The organism is Streptomyces sp. NBC_00878 (assembly GCF_026341515.1).
Classification (GTDB): Bacteria; Actinomycetota; Actinomycetes; order Streptomycetales; family Streptomycetaceae; genus Streptomyces.
The window spans coordinates 8,634,025-8,658,885 of record NZ_JAPEOK010000001.1; the positions used below are offsets into that span (position 1 = coordinate 8,634,025).

General features: G+C 70.0%; 21 protein-coding genes. 17 read left to right on the forward strand and 4 right to left on the reverse strand.

All coding sequences use genetic code 11. From position 1 onward, the window contains the following. Positions 1–1,510: 1,510 nt before the first annotated feature. Both OHA11_RS37460 and OHA11_RS37465 read left to right on the forward strand, forming a co-directional pair. Positions 1,511–2,992 carry a CoA-acylating methylmalonate-semialdehyde dehydrogenase gene (locus tag OHA11_RS37460; protein ID WP_266503935.1) on the forward strand — a complete coding sequence of 494 codons (1,482 nt, stop codon included), beginning with the start codon at positions 1,511–1,513 and terminating at the stop codon, positions 2,990–2,992. Between the two features lie 114 nt (positions 2,993–3,106). Further along, positions 3,107–3,943, forward strand: a complete 837-nt coding sequence (locus OHA11_RS37465; RefSeq protein ID WP_266503938.1) for a fumarylacetoacetate hydrolase family protein — start codon at positions 3,107–3,109, stop codon at positions 3,941–3,943. A gap of 240 nt (positions 3,944–4,183) precedes the next feature. Here the strand turns inward: OHA11_RS37465 and OHA11_RS37470 are convergent, their stop codons facing one another. Next, positions 4,184–5,986, reverse strand: a complete 1,803-nt coding sequence (locus OHA11_RS37470; RefSeq protein ID WP_266507723.1) for a glycoside hydrolase family 15 protein — start codon at positions 5,984–5,986, stop codon at positions 4,184–4,186. 475 nt (positions 5,987–6,461) lie between these two features. Between OHA11_RS37470 and OHA11_RS37475 the strand changes: the two genes are divergently transcribed. From OHA11_RS37475 to OHA11_RS37525, 11 genes are all read left to right on the forward strand, one after another. Next, positions 6,462–8,144 (forward strand): CTP synthase, encoded by a 1,683-nt coding sequence (locus OHA11_RS37475; protein ID WP_266507725.1) that lies wholly within the window; start codon positions 6,462–6,464, stop codon positions 8,142–8,144. A gap of 149 nt (positions 8,145–8,293) precedes the next feature. Continuing rightward, positions 8,294–8,920 (forward strand): NUDIX hydrolase, encoded by a 627-nt coding sequence (locus OHA11_RS37480; protein WP_266503941.1) that lies wholly within the window; start codon positions 8,294–8,296, stop codon positions 8,918–8,920. Positions 8,921–9,286: 366 nt separating this feature from the next. Beyond that, on the forward strand, positions 9,287–11,275 hold the full coding sequence (locus tag OHA11_RS37485; protein ID WP_266503944.1) for a tetratricopeptide repeat protein: 1,989 nt from the start codon (positions 9,287–9,289) through the stop codon (positions 11,273–11,275). 164 nt (positions 11,276–11,439) lie between these two features. Next, positions 11,440–12,555, forward strand: a complete 1,116-nt coding sequence (gene ald / locus OHA11_RS37490) for an alanine dehydrogenase (protein WP_266507727.1) — start codon at positions 11,440–11,442, stop codon at positions 12,553–12,555. A 421-nt stretch (positions 12,556–12,976) separates the two neighbouring features. Beyond that, on the forward strand, positions 12,977–14,104 hold the full coding sequence (locus tag OHA11_RS37495) for a ParA family protein (RefSeq protein WP_266503947.1): 1,128 nt from the start codon (positions 12,977–12,979) through the stop codon (positions 14,102–14,104). Beyond that, a complete protein-coding gene (locus OHA11_RS37500; RefSeq protein ID WP_266503950.1) occupies positions 14,089–14,652 on the forward strand; it encodes a hypothetical protein in 564 nt (187 codons plus the stop codon). Before OHA11_RS37495 ends, OHA11_RS37500 begins: the two co-directional genes overlap by 16 nt. A gap of 18 nt (positions 14,653–14,670) precedes the next feature. Further along, on the forward strand, positions 14,671–15,759 hold the full coding sequence (locus tag OHA11_RS37505; RefSeq protein ID WP_266503953.1) for a ScpA family protein: 1,089 nt from the start codon (positions 14,671–14,673) through the stop codon (positions 15,757–15,759). Next, complete coding sequence (scpB, locus tag OHA11_RS37510) at positions 15,756–16,412, forward strand: SMC-Scp complex subunit ScpB (RefSeq protein WP_266503956.1); 657 nt, start codon at positions 15,756–15,758, stop codon at positions 16,410–16,412. The genes OHA11_RS37505 and scpB overlap by 4 nt, the downstream gene beginning before the upstream one ends. Beyond that, positions 16,412–17,584: a pseudouridine synthase gene (locus OHA11_RS37515; RefSeq protein WP_266503959.1), complete on the forward strand. Its 1,173-nt coding sequence runs from the start codon at positions 16,412–16,414 to the stop codon at positions 17,582–17,584. The genes scpB and OHA11_RS37515 overlap by 1 nt, the downstream gene beginning before the upstream one ends. Positions 17,585–17,890: 306 nt before the next feature. Next, positions 17,891–18,631: an NUDIX domain-containing protein gene (locus OHA11_RS37520; RefSeq protein WP_266503962.1), complete on the forward strand. Its 741-nt coding sequence runs from the start codon at positions 17,891–17,893 to the stop codon at positions 18,629–18,631. Beyond that, entirely contained in the window at positions 18,628–19,647 is a 1,020-nt protein-coding gene (locus OHA11_RS37525) for an ADP-ribosylglycohydrolase family protein (protein WP_266503964.1), read from the forward strand. The genes OHA11_RS37520 and OHA11_RS37525 overlap by 4 nt, the downstream gene beginning before the upstream one ends. 45 nt (positions 19,648–19,692) lie before the next feature. On the opposite strand, the gene OHA11_RS37530 is transcribed toward OHA11_RS37525, so the two are convergent. The 3 genes from OHA11_RS37530 to OHA11_RS37540 all read right to left on the reverse strand — a co-directional run bounded on the left by OHA11_RS37530 (position 19,693) and on the right by OHA11_RS37540 (position 21,511). Further along, positions 19,693–20,139, reverse strand: coding sequence for a Rieske (2Fe-2S) protein (locus OHA11_RS37530; RefSeq protein WP_266503967.1), 447 nt, complete (start codon positions 20,137–20,139; stop codon positions 19,693–19,695). Then, entirely contained in the window at positions 20,136–20,720 is a 585-nt protein-coding gene (locus OHA11_RS37535) for a DUF6529 family protein (RefSeq protein ID WP_266503970.1), read from the reverse strand. Before OHA11_RS37535 ends, OHA11_RS37530 begins: the two co-directional genes overlap by 4 nt. 110 nt (positions 20,721–20,830) lie before the next feature. Next, positions 20,831–21,511, reverse strand: a complete 681-nt coding sequence (locus tag OHA11_RS37540; protein ID WP_266503971.1) for a hypothetical protein — start codon at positions 21,509–21,511, stop codon at positions 20,831–20,833. 314 nt (positions 21,512–21,825) lie between these two features. On the opposite strand from OHA11_RS37540, the gene aroH reads away from it, so the two are divergent. From aroH to OHA11_RS37560, 4 genes are all read left to right on the forward strand, one after another. Next, positions 21,826–22,188, forward strand: a complete 363-nt coding sequence (gene aroH, locus OHA11_RS37545; RefSeq protein ID WP_266503973.1) for a chorismate mutase — start codon at positions 21,826–21,828, stop codon at positions 22,186–22,188. Continuing rightward, the gene (locus OHA11_RS37550) at positions 22,185–23,270 is read left to right on the forward strand and encodes a prephenate dehydrogenase (protein WP_266503976.1); all 1,086 of its coding nucleotides are present in this window, start codon (positions 22,185–22,187) and stop codon (positions 23,268–23,270) included. Before aroH ends, OHA11_RS37550 begins: the two co-directional genes overlap by 4 nt. Before the next feature lie 216 nt (positions 23,271–23,486). Next, positions 23,487–24,182 carry a (d)CMP kinase gene (gene cmk / locus OHA11_RS37555; RefSeq protein ID WP_266503979.1) on the forward strand — a complete coding sequence of 232 codons (696 nt, stop codon included), beginning with the start codon at positions 23,487–23,489 and terminating at the stop codon, positions 24,180–24,182. Between the two features lie 53 nt (positions 24,183–24,235). Further along, on the forward strand, positions 24,236–24,823 hold the full coding sequence (locus OHA11_RS37560) for a 1-acyl-sn-glycerol-3-phosphate acyltransferase (protein ID WP_266507728.1): 588 nt from the start codon (positions 24,236–24,238) through the stop codon (positions 24,821–24,823). Positions 24,824–24,861: the final 38 nt, after the last annotated feature.

Below are 24,861 nucleotides of genomic sequence, written 5' to 3' on the forward strand. Positions count from 1 at the left end.
AGGCAGCGTGGCGAGGACGAGCGGGTACTCGCCGCCGCGTGCGGCCTTCCACACTGTCCCCCTGGCACACACCGTCCTTTTGGCGATGGCCAGCTTTTCGCGGAGGTCATCGCGGCGCCGACCACCAGCGTCGGGAGCATCATGCGGGCGGCGATCGCCGAGCTCAGCGGCGCGGCGGGACCCGGCCCGACCATCGGGCGGTCCGGTCGTTGACCGGGCGCCTTGAAGATCATCAGGTCCTCTCGTCAGGCCGGGCGGGCGCGCGGCGGCCGGAGGGAACGGGTAGCACACGCCCGCGTGAGCGACGTGACCGCAGGGCCGTGCCGGTGGGATTCCTGGCGGGCCGTGCCGACATGGTGGTCGGCGTCCTGTGCCTCGTCTGCCGCGTCGCTGGTGCCGGGCCTGTGGGCAGGAGCAGCGCGCCCCAGACCTCGGGCCGGTGTTCAGACTTCGGGCAGGAGTGCCCACCTGCGGCTCACCGACCCGGTGGCCCACGACCATCTCCCGTTCAGCACCCCCCTGTTGTCAGCGAGCGCGCCCAGGTTCTCCTGGGGGAAGGCACGTAGGCGATCGGCCTCTGACAGCACGGCGGCGGCCTGGTCGCGGCCACCCCGCCGGAGCCGACGGGGAACTGGAACATCGGGTCGCAGGGTCAACGTCATCGTCGCTCCTCGCCGCTCGCTGTTGTGTGGGGCGTGGCCAGACCGGGTGAACCCGCCCTGATGCCAGGAATCGTCTGCGACAACGAGCACCGTCGTCTTGGTCCGGGCGACCAGAACGAACCGGTCGGGTTGCACCGGGTGAGCATCGGGCGACGGGTGCAACTCACCAGAACCCCGGCGACGGCGGCGAGGCGGCGAGCCGCGCGGGTCAATCCGCCGGGCCGTTGTTGGTCGGCCAGACCAAGTGCCGACGCCAAAGGTTCCGCTCTACTCGCTCTACGGCAGTGCGACGAGAGTCAGCCCTATCGACGCCGGCGCGGCGAGGTCTCATCGAGGAGGCAGGGAATGACGGAGCAGTCCACGGTGCACGGCGACCGCGTCGCCACCGAAGCCTTTGTCCCTGCCTACGTGCGAGCCTTCGGTCCTGCCTACATGCGCCGGGTCGTCGGTCATCTCCGTGGCGCCGACGGGCTCCGTGGTGGAGACGTTCACAGCCGTGTCCCTCGCCCGGCGCTCGTGGCCCTCTGCACACACTGCGCACAGCCGCTTGTGGCCTTCCGCACGCAGCACGGCTCGGACATGCCTGCAGCGGTCCGCTCGACCGGCAGCTTCCCGGCCAACGTGCTGTCCGCGTGCCGTGGAGCTCGACGGAGCTCGACGCCGTCCAGGAGAACACGGAGCTCGACGCCCTCCGGGAAGACGGGAAGACGTCGAGCCCTTCGTGCTCTGGACGGGCGCTCTGTACGGACTCCAGCACACCCCGCCTGACCAGCCTGACCATTCGCATCACCGAGCGCAGCTGCGGTCCTGGTCGGCTGCCCCACCCATCGGACTCACGAGGAGCGACCATGACACTCACTCCCCATTGGATCGGCGGCCGTCGGTACGAGACGGCCGGCGATCGCCTGCCGGTGCTCGACCCCGCCACGGGCCAGACGCTCGGCGAGGTCCTGCAGGCCGACGCCGAGGTCGTCAAGCAGGCGGTCACGTCGGCCGTCGCGGCGTTCCCGGCGTGGCGGAACACCACGCCCGCGCGGCGGGCCCAAGTGCTCTACGCGTTCCGGAATCTGCTGCGTGAGCACACCGACGAACTCGCCGCACTGGTCACGGCCGAGCACGGCAAGACCCTCGCCGACGCTCGCGGGGAGGTCGCCCGCGGTATCGAAGCCGTCGAACTGGCCTGCGGCGTCCCCGGTCTGCTCAAGGGCGAGTTCTCCGAGCAGACCGGCACGAACATCGACACCTACTCGATCCTGCAGCCGCTGGGCGTGTGTGTCGGTATCACGCCGTTCAACTTCCCGGTGATGATCCCGCTGATGAAGATCGCGGTCGCGGTCGCGGCGGGGAACAGTTTCATCCTGAAGCCGAGCGAGCAGGACCCGGGGGTGTCGGTCCGTCTCGCGGAGCTGGCGAAGGAGGCGGGACTTCCGGATGGTGTGTTGTCAGTGGTTCACGGTCGCCAGGAGACCGCCGAAGCCCTGATCGACCACCCGGACACCGCGGCGGTGTCGTTCGTGGGGTCGACCCCGGTCGCGCACAGCATCTACAAGCGTGGGGCGCAGGCGGGCAAACGGGTCCAGGCCCTCGGCGGGGCGAAGAACCACCTCGTCGTCATGCCCGACGCGAAGATCGAGGCCGCGGCGGACGCGCTCGCGTCGGCGGCGTTCGGCTCGGCGGGTCAGCGGTGCATGGCGATCACCACCGCGGTCGTGGTCGGCGAGGCCGCCGAACCCCTGTTGGACGCCCTGAAGGTCCGGGCCGAGGCCGTCGTGATGGGCGCCGGCGCCGCGGACGGCTCGGAGATGGGGCCGCTGGTCAGCGCAGCGGCTCAGGAGCGGGTCCGCGGTCTCGTGGCGCGGGCGATCGAGGCAGGCGCCCGGCCGGTGGTCGACCGCAGCACGGAGTCCGTCGCGGGCAGCGAGGGCGGATTCTTCGTCGGCCCGACGCTGCTCGACAACGTGGCGTCGACCTCGGAGATCTACCTCAAGGAGGTGTTCGGTCCCGTCCTGATCGTGCTCCGCGTCGACACCCTTGATGAGGCGCTTGAGCTGATCCGCACCAACGAGTACGGCAATGGCGCGGCGATCTTCACCCGCAGCGGTGCCGCCGCGCGCCAGTTCCAGCGCGAGGCCGCCGCCGGGATGGTGGGCGTCAACGTGCCGATTCCCGTGCCGGTGGCGCCCTACAGCGTGGCGGGCTGGAAGAACTCGATCTTCGGGGACACCGGTCTGAACAACGGAGCGTGGCGTTTCTACACCCAGCCCAAGTACGTGACATCCCGGTGGGACGAGGCCGTCGCCGGGGTCGACCTCGGCTTCCGCCCCAACTGACAGGTACCGCACCACGAACAGCGCGATCGATGCCCGCGATCGACGACAAAGACGCGATCAGTACGACGACCAAAGAGACAAAGAAAAGAAAAAGAGACAAGAAAGGGACTGCAGATGAGGCTCGTAGGATTCCTCAAGGACGGCGTCCGGCACATGGGAGCCGTCGAGGGCGACCAGGTCCGTGACCTCGGCACGGCGAAGGAGTTCTGGGTCGAACCGAAGGCCGGTGCGACCGCGGTGGGCGGTGACGTCGTTCCGCTCTCGTCGGTGACGCAGGCGCCCGCAGTTCCGGAGACCTCCCGGATCTTCTGTGTCGGTATCAACTACCACTCCCACGCGGGTGAGGCGAAGAGCGTCGCGGGTCTGGACGTGCCGAAGTACCCGATGATCTTCGCTCGGTGGCAGCAGTCGCTGGTCGTCGACGGTGACGCCGTGCCGGTACCGCCGAAGGAGGAGGGGCTCGACTGGGAGGTCGAGCTCGCCGCCGTCATCGGAGCGCGGGTGTGGGAGGCCGAGGAGGCCACCGCCCTCGACCACGTCTTCGGCTACACGGCGTTCAACGACCTGTCGGCCCGGACGAAGCAGCTGCTGACGCCGCAGTTCACGCTCGGGAAGAACTCCGACCGCAGTGGCCCCATCGGCCCGGTACTGGTCACCTCGGACGAGTTCGGCGACCCGTCCGGCGTGCGGGTCGAGACCCGTGTGAACGGCGAGGTCATGCAGTCCGGCAACACCAAGGACCTGATCCACTCGGTGGGGCAGATCATCGAGTTCATCACCGACACCCTCACCCTGCTGCCCGGCGACGTGATCGCCACCGGCACCCCGGGCGGCGTCGGGGTCGGCCGGGACCCCCAGGTCTTCCTGCACCCGGGCGACGTCGTCGAGGTCGAGGTGGAGCGGATCGGCGTCGTGCGGAACCCGATCGTTGACCGTGGGGACCTCGTGTGACGGAGACGGAGGGGCGTGCCACCGCGGTGGTCGCGGCCCCGCCGCACATCGCGGACCGGATCCACCACGACCTGCACACGCGGCCGAGATCGTGGACCCGCTCGTACGGGTCCTCGACATCGCCTCGCGCGTCGTGGCGCCGGGCGCCGCATGGATCACCAACCGGATCGCCAACCAGGACGAGTGCACGGACTGCTTCCCCGTGAGGTCTTCGACGCCCTCGGCGCCGAAGACCTCGGATCAGCCCCCGTACGCCCCGGACGCCGTCAGCCGCAGCGCCGTGTCGATCAGCGGCACGTGGCTGAACGCCTGCGGGAAGTTGCCGACCTGGCGCTTCAGACGCGGGTCCCACTCCTCCGCGAGGAGCCCGAGGTCGTTGCGCAGGGCCAGCAGCTTCTCGAAGAGCTTGCGGGCCTCGTCCACGCGGCCGATCATCGCGAGGTCGTCAGCCATCCAGAACGAGCAGGCCAGGAACGCGCCCTCGTCACCCTCCAGGCCGTCCACGCCCGCGTCCTCACCGGAGGTCGGGTAGCGCAGGATGAAGCCGTCCGACGTGGACAGTTCGCGCTGGATGGCCTCGATCGTGCCGATCACGCGCTTGTCGTCCGGCGGCAGGAAGCCCATCTGCGGGATCAGCAGGAGCGAGGCGTCCAGCTCCTTCGAGCCGTACGACTGCGTGAAGGTGTTGCGCTCCTTGTCGTAACCCTTCTCACACACGTCCCGGTGGATGTCGTCGCGCAGCTCGCGCCACTTCTCCAGCGGGCCGTCCGCGTCGCCGGACTCGATGAGCTTGATCGTCCGGTCGACGGCGACCCAGGCCATCACCTTCGAGTGCACGAAGTGGCGGCGCGGGCCGCGCACCTCCCAGATGCCCTCGTCCGGCTCGTCCCAGTGGTCCTCCAGGTAGCGGATCAGCTTGAGCTGGAGCAGCGAGGCGTAGTCGTTGCGGGCCAGGCCCGTCATGTGGGCCAGGTGCAGGGCTTCGGTGACCTCGCCGTACACGTCGAGCTGGAGCTGACCCGCGGCGCCGTTGCCGACCCGTACGGGCCCCGAATTCTCGTACCCGGGAAGCCAGTGGAGCTCCGCCTCGCCCAATTCCCGTTCGCCCGCGATGCCGTACATGATCTGCAGGTTCTCCGGGTCGCCCGCGACCGCGCGCAGCAGCCACTCGCGCCAGGCGCGCGCCTCCTCGCGGTAGCCGGTGCGCAGCAACGAGGACAGGGTGATCGCCGCGTCACGCAGCCATGTGTAGCGGTAGTCCCAGTTGCGGACACCGCCGATCTCCTCGGGCAGGGAGGTCGTCGGGGCGGCGACGATGCCGCCCGTCGGCGCGTACGTCAGTGCCTTCAGCGTGATCAGCGAGCGGACCACGGCCTCGCGGTACGGCCCGTGGTACGTGCACTGATCGACCCAGTCGCGCCAGAAGTCCTCGGTGGCCTCCAGCGACTGCTCCGGCTCGGGCAGCGCGGGTGGCTGCTTGTGCGAGGGCTCCCAGGAGATCGTGAACGCGATCCGGTCACCCGGCGCGACCGTGAAGTCCGAGTACGTCGTGAGGGCCTTGCCGTAGGTCTCGCACGCGGTGTCGAACCACACCGAGTCGGGACCGGCGACAGCCACCGTCCGCCCCTCGTGCTTGTGCACCCAGGGCACCACACGCCCGTACGAGAAACGCATCCGCAGCGCGGAGCGCATCGGGACGCGGCCCGTGACGCCCTCGACGATTCGGATCAGCTGCGGCGCGCCGTCACGCGGGGGCATGAAATCCGTCACGCGGACCGTGCCGCGTGAGGTGTCCCACTCCGATTCGAGGATCAGCGAGTCGCCGCGGTAGCGGCGGCGGGCCGCGGTCGGCGGTTCGGCGTCGGCGGCATGCGCCGGACCGAGCCGCCAGAATCCATGTTCCTCCGTGCCGAGAAGTCCTGCGAAGACGGCGTGGGAGTCGAAGCGGGGGAGGCACAGCCAGTCCACCGTGCCGTCCCTGCAGACCAGCGCGGCTGTCTGCATGTCTCCGATTAGTGCGTAGTCTTCGATGCGCCCGGCCACGTGCAACTCCAGTCGAACGGCCACGTCGCCCCCCGAGGGGCGGTCGCTCTTTGCGGTCAAGGGAACGTATGTAAATCGTCGTCGCGCGACGTCAATTGTCGTGGTGATGTCGTAGCGAAACGAACTGACGAGCTCTCGAAGTTCCGGGCGACGGGCGTGGGTGGTGCCGTTTGCCGGCCTGACTCGGCAGCGATCGTCCGAGCAGGATACGACGCACGATGATGATCCGCGCGCCGCTCCGGACAACCCGTCTGCGCCGAACGAGTGAGCACGACTGTGGTCCGTGTCGACCTGTGTGCAGAGCGTGGCCGGAAGCGGCCTCGCCCCGTCGCTGATACCCTGGTAGCCCGTGGACCGGTGGGCGCCCCGGCAGGAAAAGGGACCCCCGAACCGCAGCGACGGCACCTCCGGAAACCTCCGGGTCGGGCAGCCGTACCGCACCAGACACCGCGACCACGGGAGCCCCCTCTTGGCCATGCCGCCCGCTGCTTTTCGAAACAGCACAGCCACGACGACCAAGCACATCTTCGTCACCGGGGGTGTCGCCTCCTCGCTCGGCAAGGGGCTGACCGCCTCCAGCCTGGGCGCGCTGCTCAAGGCGCGGGGTCTGCGGGTCACCATGCAGAAGCTCGACCCGTATCTGAACGTCGACCCGGGCACCATGAACCCGTTCCAGCACGGTGAGGTGTTCGTCACCAACGACGGCGCCGAGACCGACCTGGACATCGGCCACTACGAGCGCTTCCTCGACGTCGACCTGGACGGCTCCGCCAACGTCACCACCGGGCAGGTCTACTCGACGGTCATCGCCAAGGAGCGGCGCGGCGAGTACCTCGGCGACACCGTGCAGGTCATCCCGCACATCACCAACGAGATCAAGCACCGCATCCGGCGCATGGCCACCGACGACGTCGACGTCGTCATCACCGAGGTCGGCGGCACGGTCGGCGACATCGAGTCGCAGCCGTTCCTGGAGACCGTCCGTCAGGTCCGTCACGAGGTCGGTCGCGACAATGTGTTCGTCGTCCACATCTCGCTCCTTCCATACATCGGCCCCTCCGGGGAGCTGAAGACGAAGCCGACCCAGCATTCGGTTGCGGCGTTGCGCAGCATCGGTATCCAGCCAGACGCGATCGTGCTGCGCGCCGACCGCGAGGTGCCCACCGCGATCAAGCGCAAGATCTCCCTGATGTGCGACGTCGACGAGGCGGCCGTGGTCGCGGCCATCGACGCCAAATCCATCTACGACATCCCGAAGGTCCTGCACACCGAGGGTCTCGACGCGTACGTCGTCCGCAAGCTGGACCTCCCGTTCCGCGACGTGGACTGGACGATCTGGGACGACCTGCTGGACCGCGTCCACCGCCCGGTCCACGAGATCGACCTCGCGCTCGTCGGCAAGTACATCGACCTTCCCGACGCCTATCTGTCCGTGACCGAGGCCCTGCGCGCGGGCGGCTTCGCCAACAAGGCCCGTGTGAAGATCAAGTGGGTCGCCTCGGACGACTGCAAGACCCCGGCGGGGGCCGCCAAGCAGCTCGGTGACGTGGACGCGATCTGCATCCCCGGCGGCTTCGGCGACCGCGGCGTGTCCGGCAAGGTCGGCGCGATCCAGTACGCCCGCGAGAACAGGATCCCGCTGCTCGGTCTCTGCCTGGGCCTGCAGTGCATCGTGATCGAGGCCGCGCGCAACCTCGCCGGCATCACGGACGCCAACTCCACCGAGTTCGACTCCGCCACCGCTCACCCGGTCATCTCCACCATGGCCGAGCAGCTCGACATCGTGGCGGGCGAGGGAGACATGGGCGGCACGATGCGCCTGGGCATGTACCCCGCCAAGCTCGCCGAGGGCTCGATCGTGCGCGAGGTGTACGACGGCAAGGAGTACGTCGAGGAGCGCCACCGCCACCGTTACGAGGTGAACAACTCCTACCGTGCCGAGCTGGAGAAGAAGGCCGGTCTGCAGTTCTCCGGGACGTCTCCGGACGGCAAGCTCGTGGAGTACGTGGAGTACGCGCGAGACGTCCACCCTTACCTGGTCGCGACGCAGGCGCACCCCGAGCTGCGCTCGCGTCCGACCCGGCCGCACCCGCTCTTCGCGGGCCTGGTCAAGGCGGCCGTCTCGCGGCAGGAAGAAGCGCGCAAGACAGCCAAGTAGCACGTGGGTTGTACGGTTGCCGGGGTGCGCGGCTTTTGAGACGCGTGCCCCGGTTTCTTCATCGCTTCTGTATCGATTGCTTCTTTATCGCTTTTGTTGGGCGTATTTCCGTTGGGCGCGGATTCGCGCGTGTGGGAGGACAAGTCGACATGACCATCAAGGACACCGCCGAGGAGTGGGAGGTCAGGGCGACCGAGACGCCGTTCGTGGGCAACAAGACCTCCGTGCGCACCGACGACGTGGTCATGCCCGACGGATCGGTCGCCCGCCGCGACTACCAGGTCCACCCGGGTTCGGTGGCCGTCCTCGCCCTCGACGACCTGGGCCGTGTCCTGGTCATCCGCCAGTACCGGCACCCCGTACGCCACAAGCTCTGGGAGATCCCGGCCGGTCTGCTCGACGTCCCCGGCGAGAACCCGCTGCACGCCGCCCAGCGCGAGCTCTACGAAGAGGCCCATGTGAAGGCCGAGGACTGGCGTGTGCTCACCGACGTGTTCACCACGCCCGGCGGCTGCGACGAGGCCGTCCGCATCTTCCTCGCCCGCGATCTCTCCGAGGCCGAGGGCCGGCGCTTCGAGGTCGAGGACGAGGAGGCCGACATGGAGCTCTCCCGCGTCCCGGTCGACGAGCTCGTACGCGGCGTACTCGCCGGGGAGCTGCACAACAACTGCCTGGTCGTGGGCGTGCTTTCGCTGATCGCGGCGCGGAACGGCGACGGCCTGGACACCCTGCGCCCGGCCGAGGCACCGTGGCCCGCACGCCCCTTCGAGGCGTGACCCACTCCGGCACCCGCCCCGGGAGCCGTCCCTCGACCAAGGTCTGAACCCACTCGGGCCTACGCGTACGGCCCACCGGTGTGACGATCGCCTGATCCGATCGGGGGACGTTCCCGCCGTGCTCCGCACAGATCGTCGCAGAGCGTGAACTAGGCTCTGGAAACGCCCCGACCGGAGTCCCGGCGGGCTTGCACGTGCGGTGGGACGGGAGTGTGGCCCGTGACGGATCAGGCGGTGGACGCCGGCGGCACGACGAGGTCGGAAGAAGAGCGGCGCCCGGCTGCCCACTCCTCCCCCACTCCCGACTTCGCTCGATCGGGGGGACCCTCATCCACGGAGAGTCGGTTCTTCGGCCGCACAAGAGAGTTGAAGGAACTACGGGCCGACATCGAGCGGGCCGGTCTCGACACTCTCGCGGGCCGGAAAGCGCCACGCGCGCGCGTGCTGCTCATCGCGGGCAAGCCCGGATCCGGCAGGACCGCACTCGCCGAGGAGCTCGTACGGCAGGTCGCGGACAGTTACCCGGACGGCATCCTGCGAGCCCGGCTCACCGAGCCCGACGGCACCCCCGTGGCGACCGAACGAACCGCCCGTGACCTGCTCACCGCCCTCGAACGGACCGCCCCCGCCGGAGCCGACGAGGACGAGCTGTCCGAGCGGCTGCGCGAGGCGCTCGCCACCCGCCGGACCCTGCTCCTGCTGGACGACGCGGCCGACGCCGAACAGGTCGACGTGCTCCTCCCGGAGACCCCCGACTGTCTTGTCGTCGCCGTCTCCGGCGGTCCCCTCACCGGGATCTCCGATGTCCGGCCCTGCACCCTCGGCGGCCTGGACACCAAGTCCGCCCTCGACCTTCTCGACCGGTACACCGGCTCGGTGCGCATCACCGTCGACCCGCGCGCCGCCGAAGGGCTCGTGGAGATCTGCGCGGGTCAGCCCGCCGCGCTCGTCCTCGCCGGCGCCTGGCTGGCCCACCGGCCCAAGGCGGCCGTGGCCGACCTGGCCAAGCAGTTGCGCACCGACGGTGACGAAGGCCGTGTTCCCGACGTCCTCGACGTTCTCGGCCGGGTATTCCGCCTCTCCTACGCGGCCCTGCCCTCGACCGCCGCGCGGATACTGCGACTCCTCTCGCTCGCCCCCGCGGGCCTCGTCGACCCGCACACCGCGTCCGCGCTGGCCGGCTGCTCGGTCGGCGTCGCCCGCACCACCCTGGACGACTTCACCAAGCTCGGCCTCGTACGGTCCGTCGAGTCGCCCCTGCCGCAGTACGAGGTGCCCGGCTGTCTGATGCCGCTGCTGCGCTCGCTCACCGAGACCCAGGACCGCCCGGCCGAGCTCCAGCTGGCCCGCGCCCGGATGCTGGAGCGGACCGTACGGCTGCTGGTGTCCTGCCGGGCGATCACCGAGACCGACAGCTCTCCGGCCCGCGAGAAGCTCGCCGGAATGCCCCGCGCGCTGCGCTTCCCGAACCCCCGCGCTGCCGCCGACTGGCTGCGCATCCGACAGCCCGCGCTGCTCGCCGCGGCCCGGCTCGCGGTCGCCGACGGGGAGCTGGACACGCTGGCCCGTCGCCTGATGGCCGCGCTGGTCAGAGCGATGGTCGCGCACTTCGGTACGCAGGCCGCGGCGCCCGAGCTGTACGGCATCCACCGGCTCGTCCTGGACGTGGCGGAGCGCCGGAACCTGCCCCGTGAGAAGGCCGCCGCGCTGCTGAACCTCGCCGACCTGGACGCCCAGACCGGCCGTACGGCCGACGCGCTGGCCCGCTACAGGGCCGCCCTGGACGCCGGACGCGAGGCGAACGACCCGTATGCGACCGGCCGCGCGATGGAATCCGTAGGCGGCGCCCACCAGGAGCTCGGGGACTACGACCGGGCCGCCGACTGGTACGGGCGCGCGCTCGCCCAACGGCTCGCGCGTGACGAGCGCGAGGACACGGCCCGGCTGCACGGACGCATCGCCACCGCGCACACCTACGCGGGCCGCTACGGCGAGGCGCTGCTCAACTGGCGCTCCGCGGTCACCGGCCACCGCAGGAACGGTGATGTGGCAGGTCACGCAAGGGCGTTGAGCGAGATGGCACGCGTGCAGGAGTACGCGGGCCGGTCCGAGGAATCCCTCGCCACCTGCCAGGAGGCGGTCGAGTGGGCACGCCGCGCCGAGGACGTCCGGCTGCAGGCCGCGCTGCACCTGCGGCTCGCCGACACGCTGGACCGTCTGGGGGACCCCGCGTCCGCCGGCCTGCACCGCGGCGCGGCCGAGCGCATGCTGGGTGACGAGCTCCCAGAGGGCGTATCAGCCAGGGAACACGACGCTAACGCCTGCGAATTCCGCAGTACATCCGAAGAAGATTGAAGCATTGAAAGGCTAGACAGAGGGAATCCCTTCATTAGACTGGCTCCGCCGCGTCTTTTCGTGGTGTCTCCCGGTGTGCTCCCGTGCGTACCGGTATGTCAGACCTCGTTCTGGCAGACGTTGCGTGACCCCAGACCCCTTCTGAGCCAAGGACCGTGATCGACGTGAAGGTCGGCATCCCCCGCGAGGTCAAGAACAACGAGTTCCGGGTGGCCATCACCCCCGCCGGTGTGCACGAGCTGGTACGCCACGGCCACCAGGTCCTCATCGAGCACAACGCCGGAGTCGGCTCCTCGATCGCGGACGACGAGTTCGTCGCCGCCGGAGCGCGGATCATCCCCACCGCCGACGAGGTCTGGGCCACCTCCGACCTGCTGCTCAAGGTCAAGGAGCCCATCGCCGAGGAGTACCACCGCCTCCGTAAGGACCAGACGCTCTTCACCTACCTGCACCTGGCCGCGTCCAAGGAGTGCACGGACGCGCTCGTCGAGTCCGGTACCACGGCGATCGCCTACGAGACCGTCGAGCTGCCCGGGCGCTCCCTGCCGCTGCTCGCCCCGATGTCGGAGGTCGCGGGCCGGCTGGCTCCGCAGGTCGGCGCGTACCACCTGATGCGCTCGGTCGGCGGCCGCGGTGTGCTCCCCGGTGGTGTCCCCGGCACGCAGCCTGCGCGGGCCGTCGTCATCGGCGGGGGTGTCTCCGGCTGGAACGCCACGCAGATCGCCGTCGGCATGGGGTTCCACGTCACGCTGCTCGACCGCGACATCCACAAGCTCCGCGAGGCCGACAAGGTCTTCGGCACCAAGGTCCGGGCGATCATGTCCAACTCCTTCGAGCTGGAGAAGGCCGTTCTGGAAGCCGACCTCGTCATCGGCGCCGTACTCATCCCGGGCGCCAAGGCGCCGAAACTGGTCACCAACGAGCTCGTGTCGCGGATGAAGCCCGGAAGTGTTCTTGTCGACATCGCCATCGACCAGGGCGGCTGCTTCGAGGACTCCCGTCCGACGACTCACGCGGAGCCGACCTTCCCGGTCCACGGCTCGGTCTTCTACTGCGTCGCCAACATGCCGGGCGCGGTGCCCAATACGTCGACATACGCTCTGACGAACGCGACACTCCCGTTCATCGTGGAACTGGCGGACCGCGGCTGGGTCGAGGCACTGCGCCGTGACCCGGCGCTCGCCAAGGGCCTCAACACCCATGACGGCAAGGTCGTTTACCGTGAGGTCGCGGAGGCCCACGGGCTGGAGCACGTCGAGCTGGAGACTCTGCTCGGCTGACGTTACGACCGATCTGTCCCGACCCGTCGCGGCGCTCTTCACCGATAAAAGGCGATACGTCAACTCACGTCGTCAACATCGTGCGTACGGCCGGACCTTGCCCCACAAGGTCCGGCCGCATGTGTGTCGAGTCACTTTGCGAGACTCGTTCAACTCGCCTCGAACGTAACCCTTGAACCGTTTCGCACACCCGTGAAACCTGCCGTGCGACGCCCTTACGCCCTTGACAGAGGGGTGTTCCGTTGCCGACACATCGGGCCGGGTCCGGCGGATTGTGTTGCTGCGGAGCGGTGACACGCCATAGAGTCGCCAATCGTCGGCATGGTGCCACGCTGACCTATCTAGAAGTTTCCTGGTCACCAAGGAGGTAAGACGACTTGTGAATGAGTCGACATTTACTCCCGGGGGTGGTCAACCAGGAATGCCTGCGCAGGGCTCAAGGCTCACGGGGCTCGAGGCTGTCGGCTCCGTTGCTGTGCGCACCTTCGCAGCCCAGCAGAGTCCGAAGATGACTCAGACAGCACACCAGAGCATGGATGGCCATCACGTGAACGCCATGGCCGGCAACGGAAGTGGCGAGAACCGCACCCACTTCGCCGACTACGACGACCTGCCCGAGGGGCATTTCTACGACCCCGACGCCGAGTACGAGCCAGATCCGGAGTACGCGGCCACGCTCGCGCCCGACGCGGCGCGCCAGCGGCGTGAGCGCATCGGCCCGACCGGGCGCCCGCTGCCGTACTTCCCGATCCCGGGCCCGCTGACCGATCACGGCCCCGCGAAGATCATCGCGATGTGCAACCAGAAGGGCGGCGTCGGCAAGACGACGTCGACCATCAACCTGGGCGCGGCGCTCGCGGAGTACGGACGCCGGGTCCTGCTCGTCGACTTCGACCCGCAGGGCGCACTGTCCGTGGGTCTCGGCGTCAACCCGATGGAGCTCGACCTCACCGTCTACAACCTGCTCATGGAGCGGGGCATGGCGGCCGACGAGGTGCTCCTGAAGACAGCGGTTCCGAACATGGACCTGCTGCCCAGCAACATCGACCTGTCCGCCGCCGAGGTCCAGCTGGTGTCCGAGGTCGCTCGCGAGTCCACGCTCCAGCGGGCGCTGAAGCCGCTGATGGCCGACTACGACTACATCGTGATCGACTGTCAGCCCTCGCTCGGTCTCCTCACCGTCAACGCCCTGACGGCGGCCCACAAGGTGATCGTGCCGCTCGAGTGCGAGTTCTTCGCCCTCCGCGGTGTCGCGCTGCTCACCGAGACCATCGAGAAGGTCCAGGAGCGCCTCAACCCGGAGTTGGAGCTCGACGGCATCCTCGCCACGATGTACGACTCGCGGACCGTGCACAGCCGTGAGGTGCTCGCGCGCGTGGTCGAGGCGTTCGACGATCACGTCTACCACACGGTGATCGGCCGGACCGTCCGCTTCCCGGAGACCACGGTCGCCGGTGAGCCGATCACGACGTACGCCTCCAACTCCGTCGGTGCCGCCGCCTATCGCCAGCTCGCCAGGGAGGTGCTCGCCCGGTGTCACGCCGAGTGAGTCTGCCGGGGGCCGACGAACTGTTCCGTACGACCGGGGGAATGGCGCTGCAGGCGTCCAGCCCCAGGCGCCAGGCCAACGGCGAGGCCCGGGTGCCGGCTCCGGCGGGCGAGAGCGACGCCGCTGCCGCCGGGGAGGACGCCCCACAGTCGGTACCCGTGCGGGGCGGCGACGGTGAGGGCGACGAACACGTCGCGGCCGACGCCGACTCCGCCGACGGGGAGTCCCGCAGTCGGGGCGCCGCCGAGGACCGTTCCGGGCGGCGTCAGGGGGCGCAGGAAGGTTCTGCCGGGGCGCAGCCGCGCAAGCGGGGCCGGGGCTCCGGGCGCCGGCCCAGCGGGCGGGAGCGGCACGACGAGAAGATCACGGTGTACGTGTCCGCCGAGGAACTCATGGACCTGGAGCACGCCCGACTGGTGCTCCGCGGGGAGCACGGGCTCGCCGTCGACCGCGGACGGATCGTGCGTGAGGCGGTCGCCGTGGTGCTCGCGGATCTCGAATCCCGCGGGGACGCGAGCATTCTCGTACGACGGTTGCGTGGGCGGTAGCGGTAGCCTGCGACGGCTATGACCTCGAACGACGCCCCTGACTCTGCCTCCGGCGGTTCCGGTGGCCGTCGGCGTGTGCTGGGGCGGGGGCCCGGGGGCGCGGTCCCGCCCGAGCCTCCGGCCGAGGTCCTGCCGCCCGCGGCCCCGCCCGAGCCTTCGGCCGAGGTTCTGCCGCCCGCGGCAGAGCCCGCGCCGCCCGCGCCAGAGCCCGAGCCGCCCGCGGTGGAGCCTGAGCCGCCCGACGTGGAGCCTGAGCCGTCGGCGGCGGACAGCGAAGGCCCGGGATCCGACGAACCCGGGGACGGGGTCTTCAAAGTTCGGCTTGCCAACTTCGAAGGGCCCTTCGATCTGCTGCTTCAGCTGATCTCCAAGCACAAGATGGATGTCACCGAAGTCGCGCTCTCCAAGGTCACCGACGAGTTCATGGCGCACATCAGGGCGATGGGGCCGGACTGGGACCTTGACGAGACGACCGAGTTCCTGGTCGTCGCCGCGACGCTGCTCGATCTGAAGGCCGCCCGGCTGCTGCCCTCCGCCGATGTCGAGGACGAGGCCGATCTCGCGCTGCTGGAGGCCCGGGACCTGCTCTTCGCGCGGCTGCTGCAGTATCGGGCGTACAAGCAGATCGCCGACATCTTCAACCGGCGCCTCGACGAGGAGGCGCGCCGCTACCCCCGTACCGTCGGGCTGGAGGCGCACCACGCCGAGCTGCTGCCCGAAGTCGTCATCAGCATCGGGGCGGAAGGATTCGCCAGGCTCGCCGTCAAGGCGATGCAGCCCAAGCCGAAGCCGCAGGTGTACGTCGACCACATCCACGCGCCCCTCGTGAGCGTGCAGGAGCAGGCCGAGATCGTGATGGCGCGGCTCCGGGAGCTCGGAGAGGCCAGTTTCCGCTCGCTCGTCGAGGACACCGACGACACCCTCACCGTCGTGGCGCGTTTCCTGGCCCTTCTGGAGCTCTATCGGGAGAAGGCGGTCTCCCTGGACCAGGAAGAGGCTCTGGGGGAGCTGGTGGTGCGCTGGACGGGCGGGGACGGGGATACGCGGCCGACGGTGACGGACGAGTTCGACAGACCGCCGGAGCCGGTCAAGGAGGAGAAGACGTGAGCGAGGACACCACCGAGGCCCCGGCCGGTGCGCGAGGCGTCGCGGATCTCGACCTGAAGCCCGCCCTGGAGGCCGTCCTCATGGTCGTGGACGAACCCGCGACCGTGGAGCACCTCGCGAAGATCCTTGAGCGGCCGAAGCGGCGGATCGCGGCCGCTCTGCGCGAGCTGGCCGACGAGTACACCATCCAGGGGCGCGGCTTCGAGCTGCGGCTCATCGCCGGCGGCTGGCGGTTCTACAGCCGGCCCGAGTACGCGGCGGCCGTCGAGCGCTTCGTCCTCGACGGGCAGCAGGCCCGGCTCACCCAGGCCGCGCTGGAGACACTGGCGGTGGTCGCGTACCGGCAGCCGGTCAGCCGCAGCCGGGTCTCGGCGGTCCGCGGAGTCAACTGCGACGGCGTCATGCGGACCCTCCTGCAGCGGGGTCTGGTCGAGGAGGCGGGCGCGGAACCCGAAACAGGTGCGATCCTGTACACGACGACGAACTACTTCCTGGAGCGAATGGGCCTGCGAGGCCTGGACGAGCTCCCGGAGCTCGCGCCCTTCCTCCCGGAGGCGGACGCGATCGAAGCAGAGACGCTGGAAGGGGTCCCGTCGTTCGATCCGGACGCACCGGATGCAGATGCAGACGACACGACGACGACGGAACTTTGATGCGAAGCAGTGGCAGCGGTAGTGGCAGGAACAGCGGGCGCGGCAACCCCCGTGGAACCGGTGGGGGCGGCAACCCTCGCGGGTCCGGCGGTGGCGGCAGCTCCCGCGGGACCGGCGGAAGCGGCAGCCCCCGGGGAACCGGTGGCGGCGGCTCCCAGCCGAGGAGCGCGGGAGGGCGCGACGACAGGCCGAAGCGCGCCGGAAAGCCCCGTCCCGAGGAGCGCCGCTACGACGTAGGCCCCGGCGCCACCCACGAGGGCCCGAAGTCCGGACGCGGCAACGCGGCCCGCGGCGGTGCCAAGGGCGGTCCCAAGCAGGGCCAGCAGCGCGGCGGCCGTACGGAGCCCGCGCGCTCCCGTGAGTACGAGACGCGTGCCGAGGAGCGCAACCGCGACCGGTACGCGGGCAAGCCCGAGGTCAAGACGCCCAAGACCTTCCCGGGCGCCGAGCAGGAGGGCGAGCGCCTGCAGAAGGTGCTCGCGCGCGCGGGCTACGGTTCGCGGCGCGCCTGCGAGGAACTGGTCGAGCAGTCCCGGGTCGAGGTCAACGGCGAGATCGTCGTCGAGCAGGGCATGCGAGTCGACCCGGAACACGACGAGATCAAGGTCGACGGACTGACCGTCGCCACGCAGTCGTACCAGTTCTTCTCGCTGAACAAGCCCGCCGGCGTCGTGTCGACCATGGAGGACACGGAGGGCCGCCAGTGCCTCGGTGACTACGTGACGAACCGGGAGACGCGGCTCTTCCACGTCGGGCGGCTCGACACCGAGACCGAGGGCGTCATCCTGCTCACCAACCACGGAGAGCTGGCGCACCGCCTCACCCACCCCAAGTACGGCGTGAAGAAGGTCTACCTCGCGCACATCGTGGGCCCGATCCCGCGCGACCTGGGCAAGCAGCTCAAGGACGGCATCCAGCTGGAGGACGGGTACGCGAAGGCGGACCACTTCAGGGTCGTCGAGCAGACCGGCAAGAACTACCTCGTAGAGGTGACCCTCCACGAGGGCCGCAAGCACATCGTGCGGCGCATGCTCGCCGAGGCGGGCTTCCCGGTCGACAAGCTCGTGCGCGTGTCCTTCGGGCCGATCACCCTGGGCGACCAGAAGTCGGGCTGGCTGCGCCGGCTGTCGAACACCGAGGTCGGGATGCTGATGCAGGAAGTCGGCCTCTAGACCTCTGGGCCTTTGGACCTCTAGGCCTTTGGGCTTCTGGGCCTCTGGAGAACCTCCAGAGAAAATCGTCTCCTTCGTAGAGACCTGTTTTGTACGGCATCGGCCGGTTCCGGGATTTCCCGGGGCCGGCCGATGTGCGTTCGGGGGTTGTGGCGACCCGTTCCGCTATTTATAGTCGTACTGACCATTAAGGGAACGCCCTCGCCGGGCGCGGCCGTTGGAGCAGGGCCCACGGGGGTGGTCCCGGTCCGGAGGCCGTCGCCCGGCGAGGTGCAGGACGGCCGTGCAGGCCACGAGGAGGGGGCAATGGAGGGCTACGACAAGCACGCCTTCGAGCCCTTCGCCGTCACCGTGGATCTCGCGGTGTTCACGGTCCGGGCGGGCGTACTGCAAGCCCTGCTGATCGAGCGAGGGCAGGAGCCGTACGCGGGCCACTGGGCGCTGCCCGGAGGGTTCGTGCTGCCCGAGGAGTCCGCCGGGACGGCCGCCCGGCGCGAACTCGCCGAGGAGACCGGTCTTGCGGACGTCTCGGGGCTGCATCTGGAGCAGTTGCGCACGTACAGCGAACCGGACCGCGATCCCCGGATGCGGGTCGTCTCCGTCGCGTACACCGCGCTTCTGCCGGACCCGCCCGAACCGCGTGGCGGCGGCGACGCGGCGAGCGCGCGCTGGCTGCCGTACGACGGGCTCGGGCCGCTCGCCTTCGACCACGACCGGATCCTCGCCGACGCCCATGAACGGGTCGGGGCCAAGCTCGAATACACCTGCCTCGCCACGGCGTTCTGCCCGCCGGAGTTCACGCTCGGGGAACTCCAGCAGGTCTACGAGACCGTGTGGGGGACCGCGCTCGACCGGCCGAACTTCCGGCGCAAGGTCCTCGCCACTCCCGGATTCGTCGAGCAGATCCCCGGTGCGGCCCGGCTGACCGGAGGCCGGGGGAAGCCCGCCGCGCTGTATCGCGCGGGCGACGCCACCGCACTGCACCCACCACTGCTGCGACCGGCATCACCGTCACCGTCACTGTCGTCGAAAGGACGATCCTCATGACCACCACCGTCAGGAAGCACGCCGCCACCGGGGCGCTGGTCGGGCTCGCCCTCGGGGACGCGCTCGGCTTCCCGACCGAGTTCAACGACGTGCCCTCGATCCTCGCCAAATGCGGGCCCTGGCGGGAGATGGAGCTGCCTACCCCCGCGTTCGTCACGGACGACACGCAGATGACACTGGCGCTGGGACGGGGGCTGCGGACGGCCATGGACAGGGGGCTGCTGGGCCCCAAGCGACTGGAGCGGCCCGTACGCGAGGAGTTCGTGGACTGGTATCAGTCGCCGGAGAACAACCGCGCACCCGGGCGTACGTGTCTGGTCGCCTGCGAGAAGCTGAAGCGTGAGGATCTGCCCTGGCAGGACGCCAGCCAGATCCACTCCAAGGGCTGCGGCGCCAACATGCGTGTCGCGCCCCTCGGCCTCATCTCCGGGCTCAGCGACGAACAGCGCGCGGGCGCCGCCCAGTTGCAGGCCGCGCTCACGCATGGGCACCCCACGGCGCTCGCCGCGTCCGACCTCACCGCGCACGCGGTGCGGCTGCTCGCGCGGGGCGCCGAGCCGACGGGACTGGTCGGCCTGCTGCGTTCGTACGCGTACGAGAACCGCACGCGGTACCACGAGCGCTGGCTCGGCGACCTGTGGACCCGCGCCCAGGACCCGAACCCGACGCACTTCATCTCGCGGGGCTGGGACGAGTGTCTGGAGGTCCTGGAGCGGCTTCAGCGGGCCCTGCGGTCGCCGTCGCCCGAGACCGACCCCTGTCTCGCCACGGGGGCCGGCTGGATCGCCGAGGAGGCCCTCGCCACCGGCCTGTTGTGCTTCCTGCTCTTCGTGGACGAGCCGGTGACGGCCCTGCGCCGGGCTGCCTGTACTTCGGGTGACTCGGACTCGATCGCGTGTCTGGCCGGCGCCTTCGCGGGGGCATACCTCGGCGCCGATGCGTGGCCTACGGAGTGGGCCGACAGGATCGAGTACCAGGGGGACCTGATGGCGTTGGGCGCGCTCTGGGACGACTGACCCGTCCCCGCAACCCACCGTGGGCGGTGGGTCGGGCGAGGCGGATCAGGCGAGGCTGATCGAGTCGCCCGTGACCGTGATCTGCTTCGCGGGGAGCGGCTTCTGGGCCGGGCCCTTGGCCACCGAGCCGTCGGCGATGCGGAACTTGCTGCCGTGGCAGGTGCAGTTGATCGTGCCGTCCGAGACGTTGGCGACGATGCAGCCCATGTGTGTGCAGACCGCCGAGAAGGCCTTGAAGCCGCCCTGCTCGGGCTGGGTGACGACGACCTTCTCGTCCTTGAAGATCTTGCCGCCGTCGACCGGGATGTCGCCGGTCTTGGTCAGCGCCTCACCGGCGGGCGCCTCGCTCCCGGTCCCGCTCTCCGCGGGGGCGACGGAGGACGCCTCCTCCTCGCCGCCCCCGCCGTTCTCGTCCCCGTAGTTGCTGCAGCCGGCGATCAGCGCGGCCGCGCCCGTCGCGAGAACCGCGCGCCGCGTGGAGGGGTTGGTCATGTCGTCACTCCGAACGTGCGGAAGAACCAGAGGGCGGAGGTCAGCCAGACCACCGTCAGGGCCGAGAAGACCAGTCCGCCGACGATGGGCAGCACCCAGCCGGGCAGACGCTCCGAGCGGAGCAGCAGCATCTTGGCACTGAATGCACCGAAGAAGAAGCAACCTAGGACCGAGTGCCACAAAACGCGCGGTTCGTACGTCTGGTAGCCCAAAGCGTAGAGACAGTGCACAGCGACCGGAACCGCCAAAAGGAACGCGATTCGGCCCGACCAGCGGTGCAGCACTCCCGACCAGCTCGGGCCCGGCAGTCGGCCGTACATCATGAGCGCCGAGACGAACTGCGCGACCGCGAAGGTCATCGCGGCCGTGGCGAGCCACGACTTGACCGCGCCCGTGCTGCTGAACCCCGCCAGGTTGAAGGCGGTGCCCGCCGGGTCGTGCACTTTGCCGTAGACGCCGAGACCGACCGCGACCGCGCCCGCGACGAGGGCCGGTACGAGATAGCGGGCGGCTCCCGGGGGCTTGCGCGTGCGGTCGGGCGACGGGAAGCCCTGGGTGGCGGCGTTCGGGTCCACGGTCATGGTCGGCTCCCTGCGGTCACGAGGTCACGAGGTCATGGAGCAAGGGGCGGAGCGAAGAGCGCAGTGCGGGGTGGAGCGGAGGAACGGGCGAGGGGATCACGGGGTCGGGATCACGGGGTCACGGGCTTGGCCGTGAGCCGCTGTCCGTCGACCGTCACGGCGCCGGTCTCGGGGTCGATGCGGGGTGCGGGGGAGGGCTTGCCCGCGCGGTTGAGGATGCCGACCTGCTGTCCGCTCGGCAGGACGATCCAGCCGCCGTCGACCTCGGCGCCGCGCACGGTGGCGGTGGCGCGGTACAGCCCGGAGGGCTTGATGGCCTTGTCGGCCGTGAAGCCGTACTTCCGCTGTCCCATGTCGACCGTGCCGCTGATCCGCTTGCCCTTCAGCCGGCCGGTGAGGACGTTGCCCTTCTGGCCGGTGAGCCGCATGCTGCCGTCGGCCTTGACGTCGCCCTTCAGCCACGACTCCTGGTCCTTGCCGTCGCAGAAGTACGCGATCGCCTTGCCGTCGCGCAGGGTGACCGCGACCGCGGAGGAGTCGTCGTCGGTGCGGCCCGCGTAGTCGCCGTTGGGCACGGCGGTCTTCGACGGGCTGGGTGACGGCGACGGTGACGGCGACGGCTTGCCCGACGGGGGCGAGGCCGTGGGTGTCGGGCTCGCCGACACGACATCGGCTGAGGACTCGCTCCCGGTAGACGTACTGCGCGTCCCTGTCGTCGCGTTGAGCGACAGCATGAACAGGGCGAGCAGCAGTCCCGCGAGGAGCGTGAAAAGTGGTCCGGAACGCTTCATCGTGCCTCCCCCGAGGCCTGGCGCGGACAGCCTCACCATGCAAGCGGACCCGCGGCCCCTGCGTCCAGAGGCGCACAGGAGCGACTTCGCGGAGATTGAAGGACGATCTCACCGTAGAGGACAACTTCACTCCAAATAGCACTAAGGAGTGATTCAGGTGACATTGACGGAATCCGGGATGTGCGGGTGCCCCTTTCGGGAGCGCGCGGCGGTCGTCTCGGCAGGCGGGCGCCGACTGCCGGGCCACCGGGGGCTGACTAGGCTGGACGCACCGAGAGCCGAAAGCGGTACGTAGATCAGTGAGGAGCATCACCGTGGCGGTACGAGCGGTCCGGGGCGCCGTCCAACTGGAGCGGGACGAGGCCGGCCACATGGACGAGCAGGTCAGCGACCTGCTCACCGCCATCCTTGAGCGGAACGGGCTGACCACCGACGACCTGATCAGCATCTGGTTCACGGCGACGCCCGACCTGCACAGCGACTTCCCGGCGGCCGCGGCACGCAAGCTCGGCATCGTCGACGTACCGCTGATCTGCGCGCAGGAGCTGGACATCGAGGGCGCGATGCCCCGGGTCGTCCGGGTGCTCGCGCACATCGAGTCCGACCTGCCGCGCTCCGAGGTCGCACACGTCTACCTGGGTGCCGCGGGCGCGCTCCGCAAGGACATCGCCCAGTGAGAACCGCACTCGTCATCGGTACCGGACTCATCGGTACGTCGGCCGCGCTGGCCCTGGCGGGACGTGGCGTCTTCGTGCACCTCGCCGACCACGACCCGGAGCAGGCCCGTACGGCCGCCGCGCTCGGCGCGGGTACGGACGAGGAGCCCTCGGGGCCCGTCGACCTCGCGATCATCGCGGCGCCGCCCGCGCACGTGGCCGCGGCGCTCGCCGACGCGATGCGGCGCGGTCTCGCGCGCGGCTACCTCGACGTGGCCAGCGTGAAAGGCGGGCCGCGCCGCGAACTGGAGTCGCTGGGCCTCGACCTGTCCGCGTACATCGGCTCGCACCCCATGTCGGGCCGCGAGAAGTCGGGCCCGCTGGCCGCGACCGGTGACCTCTTCGAGGGGCGCCCCTGGGTGCTGACGCCGACCCGGGACACGGACACCGAGGTGCTCAACCTCGCGCTGGAGCTCGTCTCGCACTGCCGGGCGGTCCCGGTGGTGATGGACGCGGACGCCCACGACCGTGCGGTCGCCCTCGTCTCCCACATGCCGCACCTGGTGTCGAGCATGGTCGCCGCGCGACTGGAGAACGCCGAGGAGGCGGCCGTACGCCTCTGCGGGCAGGGCATCCGTGACGTGACCCGGATCGCCGCCTCCGACCCGCGGATGTGGATCGACATCCTCTCCGCGAACCCCGGCCCGGTCGCCGACCTCCTCGCGGACGTCTCGGCCGACCTGGACGAGACCGTGCAGGCCCTGCGCGCCCTGCAGTCCTCCGACGAGGCCAAGCGGAGCGAGGGCGCCACCGGCATCGAGGACGTCCTGCGCCGGGGCAACGCCGGCCAGATCCGCGTCCCCGGCAAGCACGGCGCAGCCCCGACCGTGTACGAGAGTGTCGTCGTCCTCATCGACGACCAGCCGGGCCAGCTGGCCCGCATCTTCGCCGACGCGGGCCGCGCGGGCGTCAACATCGAGGACGTCCGCATCGAGCACGCGACCGGCCAGCAGGCGGGTCTCGTCGAGCTGATGGTGAAGCCCTCGGCGGCGCCCGTACTGTCGGCGGCGCTGCGGGAGCGGGGCTGGTCGATCCGGCAGTAGGGCATCCACCGGTCCGGCAGTAGGGCATCCGCAGGCAGGGCCGCGCGGGAGCTGTGACAGCGGTGCTCCGGGGGCTGTGGCAGAGGCGGTGGCAGGGGCCGTGGCAGGGGCACCGCGGGGTCCGTAAATCGGGCTCCGGGGAGCCAGTAACCTTGTTCGGGGCGCGATCGTGCCCGTTCCAGCCCACCACCCCGTACCAGGAAGGTGTCCGCACCCGTGGAAACCACCGCCGCCCGGACCGCCCCGGCCGTGATTGTCGCCATCGACGGTCCCTCCGGCACGGGCAAGTCGAGCACCTCCAAGGCCGTCGCCGCGCAGCTCGGCCTGAGCTACCTGGACACGGGCGCCCAGTACCGGGCGATCACCTGGTGGATGGTGACCAACGGCATCGACGTCACCGACGCCTCCGCGATCGCGGCCGCGGCCGGTAAGCCCGAGATCGTGTCCGGTACGGACCCCTCGGCGCCGACGATCACGGTCGACGGCACGGATGTCGCGGGCCCGATCCGCACGCAGGAGGTCACCGCCAAGGTCAGCGCGGTCAGCGCGGTGCCCGAGGTGCGGGCCAAGATCACCGAGCTGCAGCGCTCGATCGCCTCGGCGGCCGAGGGCGGCGTCGTCGTCGAAGGCCGGGACATCGGTACGACCGTGCTGCCCGACGCCGACCTGAAGATCTTCCTCACCGCGTCCCCGGAGGCCCGCGCGGCCCGCCGCAGCGGTGAGCTCAAGGGCGCCGACGTCAACGCCACCCGCGAGGCCCTGATCAAGCGGGACGCGGCCGACTCCAGCCGCAAGACTTCGCCGCTGGCCAAGGCGGACGACGCGGTCGAGGTGGACACCTCCGACCTCACGCTCCAGCAGGTCATCGAGTGCGTCGTCACTCTCGTCGAGGAGAAGCGGGCAGCGAAGTGACAGCACCTTCGGAGCGGGGCGCCGAGGTCGGGCGCCGCATCGGTGTCGGCCTGATGTACGGGCTGTGGAAGCCGCGCGTCCTGGGCGCCTGGAAGGTTCCCGCGACCGGCCCGGTGATCTTCGCCCCCAACCACTCCCACGTCCTCGACGGCCCGATGGTCATCGGCGTGGCGCCCCGGGCATCGCACTTCCTGGTCAAGAAGGAGGCGTGGATCGGCCCGATCGCCTCCTTCATGCACGCCACCGGTCAGCTGAAGGTGGACCGCTCGATCGCCGACCGTACGGCCATCACCCAGGCCCTGGACGTACTGGCGGCCGGCGGAGTCCTCGGGATCTTCCCGGAGGGCACCCGCGGCGAGGGCGACTTCTCCTCACTGCGCGCCGGGCTCGCGTACTTCGCGGTGCGCAGCGGCGCTCCGGTCGTCCCGATCGCCGTCCTGGGAAGCGCGGACCGGCCCGGACGGTTGATAAAGGGGCTGCCTCCGCTGCGCAGCCGGATCGACATCGTCTTCGGCGACCCGTTCGAGGCGGGCGACGGCAGCGGACGGCGTACGCGCAAGGCGCTCGACGAGGCGACCGAACGCATCCAGAAGCAGCTCTCCGCGCACCTGGATAACGCCAGGCGCCTCACGGGGCGCTAACTGACACTTGAGTAGTGGATCACCCGATACGGGCTGTC

Excerpts from the sequence above, each read along its gene's own strand:
- OHA11_RS37460 (WP_266503935.1), top strand. The coding sequence starts at position 1,511 with ATGACACTCACTCCCCATTGGATCGGCGGCCGTCGGTACGAGACGGCC.
- OHA11_RS37465 (WP_266503938.1), top strand. The coding sequence starts at position 3,107 with ATGAGGCTCGTAGGATTCCTCAAGGACGGCGTCCGGCACATGGGAGCC.
- OHA11_RS37475 (WP_266507725.1), top strand. The coding sequence starts at position 6,462 with ATGCCGCCCGCTGCTTTTCGAAACAGCACAGCCACGACGACCAAGCAC.
- OHA11_RS37480 (WP_266503941.1), top strand. The coding sequence starts at position 8,294 with ATGACCATCAAGGACACCGCCGAGGAGTGGGAGGTCAGGGCGACCGAG.
- OHA11_RS37495 (WP_266503947.1), top strand. The coding sequence starts at position 12,977 with ATGCCTGCGCAGGGCTCAAGGCTCACGGGGCTCGAGGCTGTCGGCTCC.
- OHA11_RS37505 (WP_266503953.1), top strand. The coding sequence starts at position 14,671 with ATGACCTCGAACGACGCCCCTGACTCTGCCTCCGGCGGTTCCGGTGGC.
- OHA11_RS37515 (WP_266503959.1), top strand. The coding sequence starts at position 16,412 with ATGCGAAGCAGTGGCAGCGGTAGTGGCAGGAACAGCGGGCGCGGCAAC.
- OHA11_RS37520 (WP_266503962.1), top strand. The coding sequence starts at position 17,891 with ATGGAGGGCTACGACAAGCACGCCTTCGAGCCCTTCGCCGTCACCGTG.
- OHA11_RS37525 (WP_266503964.1), top strand. The coding sequence starts at position 18,628 with ATGACCACCACCGTCAGGAAGCACGCCGCCACCGGGGCGCTGGTCGGG.
- OHA11_RS37530 (WP_266503967.1), bottom strand. The coding sequence starts at position 20,139 with ATGACCAACCCCTCCACGCGGCGCGCGGTTCTCGCGACGGGCGCGGCC.
- OHA11_RS37535 (WP_266503970.1), bottom strand. The coding sequence starts at position 20,720 with ATGACCGTGGACCCGAACGCCGCCACCCAGGGCTTCCCGTCGCCCGAC.
- OHA11_RS37540 (WP_266503971.1), bottom strand. The coding sequence starts at position 21,511 with ATGAAGCGTTCCGGACCACTTTTCACGCTCCTCGCGGGACTGCTGCTC.
- OHA11_RS37560 (WP_266507728.1), top strand. The coding sequence starts at position 24,236 with ATGTACGGGCTGTGGAAGCCGCGCGTCCTGGGCGCCTGGAAGGTTCCC.